Source organism: Paenibacillus sp. ACRSA, assembly GCF_022346845.1.
Lineage (GTDB): Bacteria > Bacillota > Bacilli > Paenibacillales > Paenibacillaceae > Paenibacillus.
The window spans coordinates 114,762-130,148 of record NZ_JAKRNP010000005.1 but is presented as its reverse complement, the minus strand read 5'-3'; the positions used below and the strand labels follow the sequence as shown (position 1 = coordinate 130,148).

The following is a 15,387-nucleotide window of genomic DNA, read 5'->3' as shown; positions in this document are numbered from 1 at the left end:
TGACGATGTTCCAGATTGGGTAGACATGCAACAAAAAAAGCCGCGTTTCCGCGACTTTCTGTAGGTTCAGATTGATTGATCACACACCTGAAACCAGGTGTTACTTTTTTAATGAGATTTCAAACGTCGAACCCGGCTCCCCAGCAAACACAATGCTACCGTTCTCAGGCAACACAACTTCATTCTGACCGCTAACCACCGTGTGATTCACACCTATACCTGCCTGGTTGTATACAGCAAACGCACCACTTGAAGGCATTTGAACCGTCATCGTTTTACCAGCAGCTGAGGCTGGAACCGTAAACCAACTGGAATGTCCATTTGCTTGAATGGTTGTCTTCGATTGATGTCCCGAATAGATTGGTGTCACAACCTCTTGACTGGCGTAGACATTTCCTCCGGCCATAACATATTCAACCCCATCTTCCATATAGAATTCAAAATTCATCGTGTCACGACCAGCTAAGCCAGGAATTTGGAGTTGATTCACAGCTTGGTTCGCTCCAATGATTTTATTCGTGTAGATATACCCTGGCCATTCATTAAATGTGTGAATGGGGATAATCGGAAGAGCAATGTTATACAGTGTTGATGTATGCTTCTCATTTACCAAGTAATATGTGTTTCCTTCTCGCTTCTGCCAAGCAGCTGCCACATCATTAGCTAATTCATTTGTTTCTAACTTTTCGGCCTTGTATTCGGAAGAAGCAATCTGACCCAGACCAGGTACGGATTTATATGAGCGTGACCATAGATAGATTTTTCCATTGTCCTCATTAACGAATTGCAGCTTCTCCGTTCCCTCGTAATTAACAAATGAACCATTCGCAGTGTACGTATATTTCTGATCTGGATTGGTTGGAGCAGATAGCGTAGACACGGTTAATTGTCCGTTATCCTTCACATCCAACTTCATTAACAAATTGGCTCCGCCGCCATATATACCTGTATAACTCAACAACTCCTTCGGCATCACTGCTGTTACAGGTGTGGAGAACGATTTCTCCGGCTTTTGCTCTGGAATGATATTCTTCTCTTCCAGCGCGCCCAGTAACAGTTCAGTCGCAAGTAGTTGATCTGTTGTGCTCGTGCCCCCCGAGGACGTTACAGCTGCAGCCATATTGAATTCGGGAAGTACAATTAACGATGAATGGTATGTAATTGTATTACCTCCTTTGGTAACTGCCTTGATACCATAATCGTTGAACGGGAACAGCTGAACACTATCCCAACCTAGTCCATACGCAATGGACGAATCGCTGTCTTCTGGCCATATGCCCTTCTTGTATTCTTCTTGTTCCATCGCTTGTACAGATTCACGAGAGAGAATACCTTCTACTTGTCCTGTGAAAATCCTCGAAAATTTCACTAGATCCTCCGCAGTCGAGTAGATACCTCCTGAAGCGATCATATTCGTGGTCTCCAATGGAAGTTGTTGTTTCGCATTCGTGGCAGAATAGGTTGCTGCCATTTGCCTCAGATTCACCTGATCTTGAGGCGTCTGAGTATTATTCATATCCAGTGGCTCGGTGATGTAACGATGCATGAACGCAGTGAAACTTATGCCACTAACCCTCTCCACCAAAATTTCAGCTAATGTAAAACCATCGTTACTATACACGGAATAGGCGCCTGGATCTGCTTTCAGGTTTTGGTTAGCCAGTTGTTCCAGTAAAGTGTCATGTGCATACGTATCGTTATCTCCAAATAAGATGGCACTATTGCTCGACGTTCCAAGAAGCCCGGAAGAATGATTCAATAACATCCGTGGTGTAATTTGCTGATAACGCTTGTCCTTCATTTTGAAATCCGGGATATAGTTCACGATAGGTGTATCCAGATTCACCTTACCTTCATCGACGAGCTTCATTACAGCAGTCGTAAGCATCATTTTACTCGTTGACCCAATACCGTACATCGTATCTGCCGTAAGAGGAATCTCTCCCTTGGGGTCGTTTCCCCCTACTTGTCCAGAGAGTACGATCTTTCCCTCATCCATAAGCGCATACTGCACACTTGTTGTGCCATATGATTGGGTTAAAAGGTTAGCTTTCTCAATAACAGCTCTCTCCGTCGATTTGTAAGTAAGATTAGCGCTATTTCCCGTATCCGAACTAGCCAAGGCATACGCGGGAGACAACATGGCAAGCACTAAGGTAATTGCCGTTATCGAAGTTCGTTTCTTACGTGACAATCTCATCATCTCCTGTTTTTCTGTGTCTAAGGATCATTGTGTTTGGTACTGAATAAAGTGTAATCGGAGAAGATGTACTGATCGTGACGACGATATGAACTGAACATGAATAAATCTGCACACACGCCCCTATTGCAACTACTTCATGTTGTTCACTAAGGGTATTCTAAAATATTGCTTGATGGAGCCCATTTTGCTTGTCCAACTTGAAGTATCTCTAAGTAATCTAAATAAAGAAAAAAAGTCGCAATTATGCGACTTTTAATAGATAGGTGAATCTATCTACATCTCCATACTAATTATTATTTCAATTACAATATAGAGAATAGAACTGTTTATTCATTTACATTTTCTTTCGTTACCAGCTTCAGTTCAGCTGGGATGGATTGCTCTACCTGCTTACCGTCCAGCACATCCAGCGCTGCTTGCACCGCCAGACCACCAATCAACACAGGCTGCTGAGCAACCGTAGCTGTCAACTTACCGTCTTGAATGGATTTGATCGCATCATCATTACCGTCGAATCCAATAACCGGGATGTCTTTACCTGAACTTTGGATTGCTTCAATCGCTCCAAGTGCCATCTCATCGTTATGGGCAAATACCGCTTGTACATCTGGATTACCTTGCAGCAGATTCTCCATAACATTCAATCCTTTGGAACGGTCAAAGTCCGCTGATTGCTTCGCCACCACATCGAGTTTCTCGTCAGCCACTTCATGGAAGCCTTTGCCCCGCTCTCGTGTTGCGGAAGCACCTGGGACACCCTCAAGCTCAATTACTTTCGCGCCCTCACCAAGCTGTTCAACAAAGTATTCCGCTGCCATGCGTCCACCTTTGACATTATCCGAAGCCACCAAGGCTGCCACTTCACCTTTATCTGCGGAACGGTCGAGTGTAATCACTGGAACACCTACACTGTTCGCCGACTGAACCGCTGTAGAGATTGCCGCAGAATCGGCAGGGTTAATGAGTAATGCATCTACGCCTTGTTGAAGCAGATCGTCCACATCATTCGTTTGTTTCGCCGAATCGTTCTGTGCATCAACGACAATCACTTGGATCCCCTGTTTTTGAGCTTCAGCCACGACCCCATCCTTCAGGGATACAAAGAATGGATTATTTAATGTGGAAATGGATAACCCAATTTTCTTTTGTCCTTTATTTCCGGCTGCGTCAGGCTTTGCCCAACCCGGAGGCTCCAACGAGCAACCTGCCAGAACAATAATCATTAGCATGCTTATGAGTGTCAAAGTTATTTTTTTCATAGTCGCATCTCTCCTTATGCTGTTTTCTTGCGGTCTAGCAGGACTGCAATGGCAATGACAACGCCCTTCACGACCATTTGGTAGAAGGAGTTAACTCCGAGCAGGTTCAATCCATTATTCAGTACACCGATAATCAGAACACCGATCAACGTACCGACAATGCGCCCTCTGCCTCCAGAAAGGCTCGTACCACCGAGTACAACGGCTGCAATCGCATCCAACTCGTAGGATGTACCCGCTGTGGGTTGTGCTGAATTCAACCGTGATGTCAGAATTGCCCCTGCCAGTGCTGCAAGCATACCGGCCAAGGAATAGATCATCACTTTAACACGTGTAACTTTGATACCTGAGATAATGGAGGCTTTCTCATTACCACCAATTGCATACGTTTTGCGACCAAAAGCTGTTTTATGCAGAATAATCCATAGAATCATAAACGTAATCAACATGGTGATGGCTGGTACCGGAATTCCCAACAAGTAACCACGGCCAAACAATTGGAACAGCAGGCTGTCACCAAGACCGGTAATTGGATTACCGTTTGTGTAGACCAGCGTTAATCCTCTGAATATCGTCATCGTTGCCAATGTCGCGATAAACGGTGCCATCTTGCCTTTGGTTATCATAAGACCATTGACCATCCCCATGACACCGCCAAGTGCTACCCCGATAATGATGGACAAGATCGGATCTAAACCAGATAACATCATATTGGCAACAAAAGCACTGGATAATGCGAGGATCGAGCCCACCGATAGATCAATTCCGCCGGTGAGAATAACAAATGTCATTCCAAAAGCAATCAGCGCATTAATCGAAACTTGGCGCAGTAGATTCAAGATATTAAGCGGTTCCAAGAAGCTAGGATTTAAGATTGAAACGATGAGAATGAGAATGATTAAGCCGAGTAACGGTCCTAATTTTTGTGTTACGTTCGAGAAACGGAAGCCGCTTTTGGCAGTTTTGTTGTCCATTGTTGTCATATCACTGTCCCCCTGTAGCCAATGTCATAATATTTTCCTGAGTGGCTTCTTCTTTAGACAGCACGCCACTAATGTGCCCTTCATGCACAACTGCAATTCGATCACTCATCCCGAGCACTTCGGGTAGCTCTGACGACACCATGATGATGGCGACGCCTCGGTCAGTCAGTTCATTCATGAGCTGATAGATCTCGCGCTTCGCTCCAACATCGACACCTCGTGTAGGTTCATCCAGAATGAGTACACTTGGACCGATGCCGACCCATTTAGCGATAACCACTTTTTGCTGATTACCACCAGATAGGTTACGAGCGGCCGTTTCTGAAGATTGTGTTTTGATCTGCAATCGTTTGATCAGTGTATCCACGAATTCCTGTTCTTTCGCAGTCGAGATGAAGCCTTTGCTGGAGAAGCTGAACAGGTTCGGCAGTGCCATATTCTCACGAATAGAGAAGTCAAGCACGAGACCCTCATCCTTGCGATCTTCCGTAATAAAACCAATACCATGTCTGACCGCATCTACAGGTTTACGAATGTTCACTTTTTTGCCGCGAATGATTACTTCACCACGATCCATCGTGTCGAGACCAAAGATCGTTCTCATAATTTCCGTTCGCCCAGAGCCCATAAGTCCTGAGAAGCCTAGAATTTCACCTGCTCTAACATTAAAGCTCACATCGTGAAATAATCCTTTGCTGCTCGCGTTTCTGACCTCCAGAACAACCTCACCATACGAGGGATTCCGAGATGGATAACGTTCCGTTAATTCTCGGCCGACCATTTTTCGAACGACTTCGTCAAAACTAGTCTGCTGAATCGATTGGGTATCTACGGTTCTACCGTCACGCATAATCGTAATTCGGTCACAGATTGTGAATATCTCCTCCATGCGGTGAGAGATATAGACGATGGATACACCATTTTTCTTCAGTGACGTTATGACTCCGAACAGCTTCTGGATCTCCCGCTCTGTGAGTGCCGCTGTTGGTTCGTCCATAATGATGACCTTCGCATCTGTCATGAGCGCCTTGGCAATTTCGATCATCTGTTGTTGTCCAACAGAGCATTCGCCCGCAGGACGTTCGAGTGGAATGTCCACAGATAACTTGCTAAACTGCTCTTTGGCAAGCGCTTTCATTTGTCTTGTATTTAGCAACCCGAACGAGGAAGTGACCTCCTTACCGATAAAAAGGTTATCAAGCACCGTCATTTCAGGCCAGACGTTTAGCTCCTGGTGAATAAATGTGATGCCTAGTTTCTCTGCTTCCTTCGGAGTAGCGAAATACGTTTCCTTATCGTCTATCGTAATCGTGCCTTGATCCCGCTGATGAAGACCAATCAGAATATTCATGAGTGTAGATTTACCTGCTCCGTTCTCCCCCATTAGGGCGTGAACCTCACCTTCTTGCAGTTCAAAATCCACTCCGCTTAGCACCTGATTGGTGCCAAACGCTTTGTGAATGTTGTGCATCTGAATATGCATTACGCAACCTCCTTTTTAACCAAAATGGACTCCTGCTTGTAAAATGCAATTAGCATAAGGCGTAGCTTCACCAGTGCGAATGACTGCTTTTACCTGCCCGGTTAACACCTTAAATTGTTCATGACTGACGGAAACAGCCACGTTGTCCTCTCCGAATCTGTCTATCATAAATTGCAGCGCTGTGGGGTTTCCCTCCCGAATCTCTTCTGCCACAATGACCTTTTCAATGACCATATCATCTGCAACCGTCTCTACGACTTCACGAAAACTGGGTGTTCCCAGCTTCAGAGCGAGATCAATCTTACGTACTCCTTCCGGTACGGGAAGCCCGGCATCCGCAATCACAATCAGATCCGTGTGACCTAGATCCGCTAATATTTTGGAAATGTGACTATTTAGTATTCCATGTCTTTTCATTACAGGCTCTCCTCCACTTCCGCTCGCGTTGGCATTCCGCCTTGCGCCCCGAACTTGGTCACAGACAATGAGGCAGCTCGATTAGCGAAGCGGATGCTATCTTGTAGCGGTTTGCTTTCAGCCAGAGCGACGGCAAATGCAGCATTGAATGTATCGCCAGCGCCTGTTGTATCAACGGCTTTCACTTGGTACGTTGGCACTAGAACTTCCTGTTCACCATCATAATAACGTACACCCTTGCTACCTTCTGTAATAAACAATTTATTGGGATACTGTCGCATCGCCTCTGCCGGGCTTACACCTTGGAACAAAATTTCTGCCTCATGTTCGTTCGGCGTAATGTAGGAGGCATTGTCAATGACCTCTTGCGATATTGTTCTTGCGGGTGCTGGATTCAATAACAGCGGAGTTCCAAACTTCGCGCACAGTGCACTGACGTGAACCACCGTTTCCTCAGGAATTTCTTGTTGGATCAATACGATATCAGCATTACGGATAATATCTACCGCCTCATCGACATATGCGGGAGTGACTTCACGGTTGGCCGCCTCAACAACTACAATACTATTATCACCTTCCGCAAGAATGATATGAGCCGTTCCGCTCTCTAAATGTGTAACCGGTTTCACATTTTGCGTATTTACACCATTTGCTTCAAAGTTGTTCAAAATGTCTGTACCGAAGGTATCTTCACCTACCCGTCCGATCATATACACCTCTGCTCCCAATCGGGCAGCAGCAACAGCTTGATTCGCTCCTTTGCCGCCTGGGACTGTTTTGAAGCTTTCGCCAAGAACGGTTTCACCCGCTCCTGGTCTTCTTGAAGAAGTAACGACTAAATCCATAGAACTGCTACCAATCACGCAAATTTTAGCCATCTGTTCTCACCTTTCTTGTTGTTCCCCGCTCAATGAATCCAACGGGCAACTGTATGTTTTTATCCTCTATCACATTTTGTTCCACAAGCTTGATAAGTAATCCCGCTGCTTCTCTACCCATCTCATATGCCGGTTGCCGAATGGTGGACAACGCTGGCGACAACAGACCACTCATCGGAATATCGTCAAACCCAATGACTTGTACATCATCAGGAACTTTCCTTCCAATTCGCGCCGCCTCATGCAGCACGGCCATCGCAGCAATGTCATTACTGGCGATTACTCCATCCGTGTCAGCATATTTCTTGAATAACTCTTCTGCCCACACCCCTGCCTCGTTAAACGAAAAGGAGGTTGTCTGGATAACCCGGTAATCAAGCCCCGCCGCACGAATGGTTTCAATTGCTCCTTCAAAGCGATCCTGGGCTGGGCGAATATGTGTTGGTCCCTGCATAACCGTTATCCGGCTGCTCCCCCGTCTGATGATCTCCTTGGCTGCTAGCCTTCCCCCTTCTCTACCGTCTGCATACACAGAAGGTCGATCTAATGAAGTTCTATCGAGAAACACCACAGGAATCTTCAGGTTTTCATATGTTGAAGAATGAGGGTAGTTCGTTGAAGAGATTACACCAACCACGTTATTCTGAATGAACGTCTGGATGTAATCTTGCTCCTTCCGTTCATCCTCATCACTATTTCCGAATATCAGTCTGTAATCCTGCTCCTGCATCCGATCCTCTACACCGCGAGCAAGTTGTGGAAAGTAAGGGTTTGCAATATCGGGCAGCAACAGGCCAATCAGTTTGGACTTACGTTTATATAATGAGCGAGCTACTTCATTCGGGGAGAAGTTAAGCGCCTTCACGGCATCTTCCACTTTCTTGCGAGTATCCGCATGAACATAACCCCTGTCATTAATGACTCTTGATACGGTGGCTACTGATACGCCAGCCAGATTCGCTACGTCTTTGATCGTTTTCATCATCTGTTCTCCTTATGTGTAACCGGTTACAGACATAAATTATCATATTTTTTTTCATTTGACAAGCATTTCATTACTTGAAATTTATCCCAGTCAGTCGAACAAGTGTCTTAAATTTATATCAACAACGAATGATCAGATTATATCTGTTTACTCAAAACTAAGCCACATACCGCTACGAATTTAAAGCCAAAATGACAAGCTAGCGCTTAACACGACCCTGCCATTTTGGGATTTCACCTTATCCTTTAACCTTGTAATGGTCTTGCTTCCACAATGATATAATGCGACTTCCGTTCCTGAATGTACCACTTCTCGTCTTGACGAATATATACATCATGATATTGCACACTATAATCCGTTAACACTTCTTGTCCCTCTTCATCCCTCACCATCTTCACTTGCGAAAATACAACACCCGTTGCGCTGTCTCCATCTACTTGCACAACATGCTGTGCGTTAGTGGTAAAGTAACGTTTAACCAATGCAACGTGACCGTTGAACTCTTCCTCTAGTTGTTTGGTGCCAGTCACATCAGACACCAACTGATCTCCGAAGTACACTTTAAATCGAGCATTTGTCGTAAATAATAACATCTGTTCCGAGACCTTTTTGGCATCGGTTAATGTTGCGTAAGAATCAATGAGATTTCTCAGATCTGACTTTGCTTGTAGTATTTCTAGTGACATGTTGTTTTCCCCCTCGGATAAGTTATAAGTTCTATAATTCTTTGTTATCTGATCCTTATATCCAATTCATTTCGTTTGATATTACAAGGGTATCTTTATCGGTCATCCTTTCTATTCTCGTCATTGTTCGCTTATTAGCTAATCCAACATTTGTTGAATAACTAACGCTTATTGACTATTATATGAGCTATACGAATCTATTCAATCGTTAATCTAGTCCAATATGTTGGATATCCAACGTAATGGGCTGAGATGTTAGATATCTTATCTGGAGGTTGGTCTGATGGAGATCAAAATGGACAGAAGAGTTGCAAAAACAAAGGCAGCAATCTTTCAATCCTTTGTTTCTTTAATTGCTGAGAAGAACTTTGAGGTTATTACAATCAACGAAATTGCCGATCGAGCAAATATTAACCGAGGGACCGTTTACTTTCACTACAGTGATAAGTACGATCTGTTGAACAAGTGCATTGAAGAAAACTTGAATCAGATGATCGCAGTAACAACAACAACGAATACCAATGGAGAAACTATCGATCTCATTGAATCTTCATTTCTTCCAGTCATTCGCTATTTTGAAGAGAACCACACATTTTACTTCTCCATGCTCTCGAATAAAGGTATTCCCGCATTCCGCGACCGTATGCTGGAGCTTGCGACAACTCATATTAGCATACAAATCCATATGGAAGGAGTTAATCTAAACTATAACAAAGAACTGATTACTCAATTCATAGCCTCGGCGTTTGTCGGTATTATTGAATGGTGGATTCTGAATCATATGCCGATATCAGCAGATGATGTTGCACAGCAATTATGGGGTTTACTGAAGCGGAACGAAGTTATTAACTAAGGTTACCCTCTTCGTTATTTTGCCATGTCATTACGTTACAACTGTCATTTTAAGAGAAAAAGAACGACACCCTAACGTGACGTTCTTTCTTGGAATTCATGTTCTCGCTAACTACCTACCGTATACTTCAAATGCGCGGTGTCCCGCCCTAACCCCACTTGGCAATCCGTTATACACGATTCGTACATACCTTCCCTTCGCCTCAAAACGGTCTACACGCGCCATTGCAGTCGATGTCTGACCGGTCTGATTCGAAACAACGCTCCATTGTTGACCATCACTTGAAACCTGAATCACATACAGGAAGTTACCTTCCTGATGAAACTCCACCTTTGTTCGTGTAATAGAGTGTTCATGTAGCAGGTCAACCTGCCACCAGTGACCTGGCGCATCATCTTCTGCCTGCCAATAGGTCTGACGGTTACCGTCGTTTCCGTACATTGCTTCATGACGGTCGCCTTCACTATCACTGGATGCGACCTTCATATGTGCAAGCTCATCATCTGGAATCATAGAATCGGTTGCTTCCTCGGCAGATTGCTCACTCTCAGCAAGTAATTGACGAAGCTGATGCAGTTCAATCCCTACTGTGGGTTCAAACGACTCCCCTGACACATAATTGATTAAACTTGTACGAAGCTGGGCTGCAACAGGTCGATGCTGCAGATCATCTTCAATGTTGATGCCGCAGATCAATACCTTGCCTTGACCGACGTTATATTCAGCAAGATTCATCAGCTTGCGATTGTGATAGAAGTTGGGAATGACCTGAACAATTGGGTTGAATGGAATCCCTTCGTTCACCACAAGTGATACGGATTGATCCAACAAGTCTTGCCACGGATGCTCCGCATAATCTCTGGTCGGTAATCCGTTCAAAGCAGGGTGATCCGTGTGAGCGATAATACCGCACGGTGCCTCCGTTGCAAAATGAGCCGGACTCCAGAACACGGGATAAAACTTCCCCGGGCTCGCATGTTGCAGCTTATCTTTTTGCGCCAAAAACAGGACATGCCCTCCTGCTATAAGATGTTGTTCCATCTCTTCATCTAGATTTCGTTTCACCATGATCGACTGCGGGAATTCACGATGCTTCTCTGGGGATTCGTAAACCCAAAATGGCCATTCATTTCGCACATCGCTACCCAAGATTTCTAGTGATATCGTTAATCTGTCACTCTTCTTGATGTACTGTGGTGCCAACGATACTATACTTCCTAGTGGTTGGCCTGACCCATTCGGGATGGTATCTGTCTGTAAGAAGCCCTGGTCAAGAATGTGCCCATCACCATTCTTCATGACCCATTGGATGGAGGATGGCGGGATATCTGTTGCGGCAAAATGAGAAATATTGATCTCCGCATTGAATTGTTCCGTTTCAGTATAGATACGCTTCGGCATACGAAGCAGCAACACTGTTGGTGCACAGAATTCGCGAAATTGATGCGGCTCGGTCAAGCCTTTCGATTCCCAAAATGCATTTAGAATTCCGACCGTAGCCGTGCTCTGTCCTGGAAAATCATGCAAGTCTAACAACTGGAACCCTCCAAGATACGGTGTGCGCAATGCAGCCTCAATCTCATCACGATATAATTGCAGGGCAAACATCCCCGTACCATGTACAAATGAGCGAATATCCTCTGCTAAACCTCGTGTCTCCATATCTGCGTGGATTGCCTCCAGGTTTACCGGACGTAGCGCACCCGTGTATTTCGGTATTTCTTGCACGTCTGGATATACCGCATACTGCCCCACTTCATGGGAGATGACCGGAACAGACCGTGCCGCTACGGCTTCTCGAAAATCAAGGTCTGTCGACAAGGCTAGCTTTTCAGGAAAATATTGTCCTCGCACACCGATGCCATCAACCGATTGGGCAATAAAAAGGTCATCTGCGGGATCAAGCGGTCGATCCCAATTCGTGGTGAGCGTGTACAATCGTCGATCATCGTTCACTTTCAGCTCTTCAACCATCTGATGCAACAGCTCAAAATCACCATTCAGTTCATTGCCATTACTGTATATGCAGAACGAAGGGTGGTTGCCGTACACTTCCACAATTCTACGGGCTTCTTGCGGTAAGTAGGTATAATGCTCTGGATGCGTACCAACGGCCATATTCCACGTATCCATCCACATTGGCGATTCAACCTGCAAGTATATTCCCAATTGATCTGCTGCTTCAAATGCCACCTCCGGCGGGCACCAAGAGTGAAACCGAATGTGATTTAACCCGTACTCCTTAGCGGTCTGAAAGATCTTCTGCCATGATCCAATGTCCATTGGAGGATGACCCGTATGTGGGAAAATGCAGCATTCCAAGGTTCCCCGCAAGAAGACTGCCCGACCATTCATTTTTAATATTCTGCCTTCACGATTGAAGTAGCGTAAACCAAAGGTTTGATGCGCTATGATGCGAACCGGGTTATGTTCATCTAATAAAATGCTTCCTTCTACCTTCATCTCATACAAGTTGGGGGTGAATTCGTCCCATAACAAGGAATCTTCACCCATAGGGTATTCATATTCAAAGTTCTGAGCGGATGAAGCAGGGACATTCAATTCCTCTTTAGTCTCATCCCCTACATGTGGGGCCGTTCCCTGTTTAATTGAAGCCCTTAAGTTTAATTGAAACTGAACCTTAGTATCTGTTGTATTATGACATGTCCCCTTTACGATAATAGAGCGCAGATCGGGACGAGGGTATATATGCACATTGTTGATCCAATAAGGGTCTAACGTATGCAGTTCAATACGTCCAACGACGCCATTCCATATCGTTTGCGTTTCTTCCGTATATGCACTCGAATGTGTACCCAAATTCTGTACATCTCGATTGTCGATCCGAAGCGTAAACCGGTTTACCGTTCCAGGTTGTATGAGCGTGCTCACATCATATTCATGAGGTGCTGACAGACTATCCTGCTGCCCAGCCAGTTCCCCATTCACCCATAAGGTAGATTGAAACATTACACGTTCAAGAAAAATAAAGAAGCGTCGATCTATCCAATCCGCAGGAACGTTAATTTCAGATTCGTACCATGCTGCTCCAATATAGCGATATCGCTGACGTAGAGATCGGATCGACTCCCGGTTCAGTGTTTGTCCCCATTTCTCAGCTTCACCTATTCCGTTATCGGTCAGTGTGCCTGGGAGGGATACGGTTTCGTCTGAACCTGGCACGAACGAATCGTACCATTGTTCTGATTCTCCGATATCCTCTGGGTCAAGTGCATATCTCCATGCTCCTGCAAGTTGAAGTATTCTCCTGTCCTTGTGCTGCTCTGACATGCAGTTCACTCCTTATTCCGCATCTTAGTAAATGCTTTTATTCCAAGTAACTCTCGTATATTATTTTAGAATAAGCACTTCTCAGAAAGGAATGAGGATATGGCTAATAACCCTAACGATCCTGCTATGTTATTGATGAAACAGCAATACACACACCCTCCGGGAATTCTCGTATCCGATCATTACATCCAACCCTATGGCTACGCTTGTTATCGTGAACAAGGAACCAAGGACTGGTTAATTATCTATACTCTATCTGGTCAAGGATGGATTAATAATGGAGACAAAGGATACTTAAGCTGCACACCGGGGACGTTAACCATGGTATCTCCTGGCACGATCCAGGATTATTTTACAGAGGAAGGGGAGGTCTGGGAGAAACTATGGGCTCACTTTATTCCACGCCTAAGCTGGGCCGATTGGATGCCGACCAGCAATACAGACGGGCCTCTAATTCAACTTGATCTACTTAACGAGCATTCCCGACAAGCGATTGAATCAGCTTTGTGGAGAGTAATCTCCTACCGATTACACGGAGACGCTGCGTTGAGAGATGAGCTCACCTTAAATGCGCTTGAAGAAGTCATTTTGTTAGTCGCCAGCCAGAATCAGTCACAGAAGACGTTAGACGCACGCGTACAGGAAGTGCTCAATATCATATCTCAGGAATACACGGGACAACTTCTGATTGAGGATCTAGGTAAGCGCGTGTGTCTATCTCCTTCGCGATTATCTCATTTGTTCAAGGAACAAGTCGGCGATACCATTATGGGCACACTGATGAAGCATCGTTTGAAACAAGCCGAGAAGCTGTTGAAGTACACGCTTCGTCCCGTCACTGAGATTGCTCTATCCGTTGGTTTTCATTCACCCGATTATTTTTCACGGCAATTCTCCACTCACTTTGGAGTTACCCCATCCAACTATCGGAAGGCGTGTAGGAATGTGTTTTGACCATAATAAAGTCCGTCTGTTTCTCATCCCCCATATAGAATGAATGGGATCCCTGTAGCACAAATCCCATTCTCTTGTAGAATGCGATTGCATTATCATTCTTCTCCCATACACCAAGCCAAATTTTGTGTTTGTTCTGTTCGTTTGCAATTTCAATGGCTTTGTTGAGCAAATGTTTACCTAGCCCATGCTTCTGGAATGCTTTTTTTACATAAATTCGTTCAATCTCCATGGCTTCTTCGCCCATGCTTTCGGATTGAGCATCATTCATATTAACTTTTAAGTATCCGGCAAGTTCTTCATGGAAATAGATAAAATAGATCTGTGAGGAACGGTTAACCAGCTCCTTTTCTATTTGTTCGAAATGAAACGCTCTTTCCAAATACTCTCTCATATTCTCATCTGAATTCTGATCTTTAAACGTACCATGGAACGTTTCGATACTGATTGCTTGAAGTTGAAGCACTTCGTTAGGAGTGCACTTTGTAATTTTCACGCTCATGGATGAATCGCCCCTTACCAAAATAATGAAATTAAATAAAACCTATGAAATTTGTATCATCAATTTAAATCAATTTTGTTGTAAATGCTTCATAATTAAATATGGAATTTGCTATTTACAAAAAACGATAGATATATTAGAGTTATTAAGGATTTCAAATGTCTTTTATATACTTATAATAGAAAAGGAGCTGGCTGTACCGTGGAATTCTGGGAATCCAGTTTTATAGATAAACAAACGATGTGGGGATTCGAACCGACAGATTCAAGTCTTTTAACCAAGGAATTCTTCCTCGAAAAGAACATTAGAGACATCCTGATCCCGGGCGTCGGCTATGGCCGAAATGCCAAAGCCTTCATAAATGCTGAAATTAAAGTCACCGGAATTGAAATTTCCGAAACCGCCATCCACTTAGCAAGGCAACACGGACTTAATTTTCCGATTTCTCATGGCTCTGTAACCGACATGCCGTTCGATGAGCATCTGTACGAAGGTATATTTTGCTATGCGCTACTTCATCTATTGAACAGACAGGAACGAGAACAGTTTATTGCAAATTGTTACAAGCAATTAAAACCTAATGGATACATGGTATTTACAACCGTTTCCCCAAAAGCTCCGATGTATGGTCAAGGACAACAACTCGATCATAATTATTATGAGATCATGGAAGGGCTTAAGATGTTTTTCTATGATGATGAAGCCATTCAAGAAGAATTCGGAGCATATGGACAGCTTGAAATCTCTGAAATAGACGAGCCCAATAAAATCATGAAAAACAAACCTTCGATCCCATTTCTGCTTATTCGATGCAAGAAAGATGAATGAGCTTAATCCTAATAGAAACGTGATAGATAAAAGGACGATCCACGCATGAACATACGTATCCGCCC

Annotated in this window: 13 protein-coding genes; 3 read left to right on the top strand and 10 right to left on the bottom strand. The window is 44.3% G+C overall.

Annotated features, from left to right (window positions below; genetic code table 11):
* Window positions 1–100: 100 nt before the first annotated feature.
* The 8 genes from MH215_RS16310 to MH215_RS16275 form a co-directional block, all read right to left on the bottom strand.
* Window positions 101–2,200: a serine hydrolase domain-containing protein gene (locus tag MH215_RS16310; RefSeq protein ID WP_239292033.1), complete on the bottom strand. Its 2,100-nt coding sequence runs from the start codon at window positions 2,198–2,200 to the stop codon at window positions 101–103.
* Window positions 2,201–2,529: 329 nt separating this feature from the next.
* Window positions 2,530–3,462, bottom strand: coding sequence for a ribose ABC transporter substrate-binding protein RbsB (gene rbsB, locus MH215_RS16305; RefSeq protein ID WP_239291477.1), 933 nt, complete (start codon window positions 3,460–3,462; stop codon window positions 2,530–2,532).
* A gap of 14 nt (window positions 3,463–3,476) precedes the next feature.
* The gene (gene rbsC / locus MH215_RS16300; RefSeq protein WP_145048699.1) at window positions 3,477–4,445 is read right to left on the bottom strand and encodes a ribose ABC transporter permease RbsC; all 969 of its coding nucleotides are present in this window, start codon (window positions 4,443–4,445) and stop codon (window positions 3,477–3,479) included.
* Between the two features lies 1 nt (window position 4,446).
* Entirely contained in the window at window positions 4,447–5,928 is a 1,482-nt protein-coding gene (locus MH215_RS16295; protein ID WP_239291475.1) for a sugar ABC transporter ATP-binding protein, read from the bottom strand.
* Window positions 5,929–5,943: 15 nt separating this feature from the next.
* On the bottom strand, window positions 5,944–6,345 hold the full coding sequence (gene rbsD / locus MH215_RS16290) for a D-ribose pyranase (RefSeq protein WP_239291474.1): 402 nt from the start codon (window positions 6,343–6,345) through the stop codon (window positions 5,944–5,946).
* A complete protein-coding gene (rbsK, locus tag MH215_RS16285; RefSeq protein ID WP_239291473.1) occupies window positions 6,345–7,223 on the bottom strand; it encodes a ribokinase in 879 nt (292 codons plus the stop codon). Before rbsK ends, rbsD begins: the two co-directional genes overlap by 1 nt.
* Window positions 7,216–8,205: a LacI family DNA-binding transcriptional regulator gene (locus MH215_RS16280; RefSeq protein ID WP_239292032.1), complete on the bottom strand. Its 990-nt coding sequence runs from the start codon at window positions 8,203–8,205 to the stop codon at window positions 7,216–7,218. Before MH215_RS16280 ends, rbsK begins: the two co-directional genes overlap by 8 nt.
* 248 nt (window positions 8,206–8,453) lie before the next feature.
* Window positions 8,454–8,894, bottom strand: coding sequence for a nuclear transport factor 2 family protein (locus MH215_RS16275; RefSeq protein ID WP_239291472.1), 441 nt, complete (start codon window positions 8,892–8,894; stop codon window positions 8,454–8,456).
* A gap of 283 nt (window positions 8,895–9,177) precedes the next feature.
* Here MH215_RS16275 and MH215_RS16270 point away from each other — a divergent pair, with 283 nt between their 5' ends.
* The gene (locus MH215_RS16270; RefSeq protein WP_239291471.1) at window positions 9,178–9,747 is read left to right on the top strand and encodes a TetR/AcrR family transcriptional regulator; all 570 of its coding nucleotides are present in this window, start codon (window positions 9,178–9,180) and stop codon (window positions 9,745–9,747) included.
* 111 nt (window positions 9,748–9,858) lie between these two features.
* On the opposite strand, the gene MH215_RS16265 is transcribed toward MH215_RS16270, so the two are convergent.
* Window positions 9,859–13,038, bottom strand: a complete 3,180-nt coding sequence (locus MH215_RS16265; protein WP_239291470.1) for a galactose-binding domain-containing protein — start codon at window positions 13,036–13,038, stop codon at window positions 9,859–9,861.
* Between the two features lie 99 nt (window positions 13,039–13,137).
* Here MH215_RS16265 and MH215_RS16260 point away from each other — a divergent pair, with 99 nt between their 5' ends.
* Window positions 13,138–13,992 carry a helix-turn-helix domain-containing protein gene (locus MH215_RS16260; RefSeq protein ID WP_239291469.1) on the top strand — a complete coding sequence of 285 codons (855 nt, stop codon included), beginning with the start codon at window positions 13,138–13,140 and terminating at the stop codon, window positions 13,990–13,992.
* Here MH215_RS16260 and paiA read toward each other — a convergent pair.
* Entirely contained in the window at window positions 13,949–14,494 is a 546-nt protein-coding gene (gene paiA / locus MH215_RS16255; protein WP_239291468.1) for a spermidine/spermine N(1)-acetyltransferase, read from the bottom strand. The two genes, MH215_RS16260 and paiA, sit on opposite strands and share 44 nt — an antisense overlap.
* Before the next feature lie 201 nt (window positions 14,495–14,695).
* Between paiA and MH215_RS16250 the strand changes: the two genes are divergently transcribed.
* The gene (locus MH215_RS16250) at window positions 14,696–15,322 is read left to right on the top strand and encodes a class I SAM-dependent methyltransferase (protein ID WP_239291467.1); all 627 of its coding nucleotides are present in this window, start codon (window positions 14,696–14,698) and stop codon (window positions 15,320–15,322) included.
* Window positions 15,323–15,387: the final 65 nt, after the last annotated feature.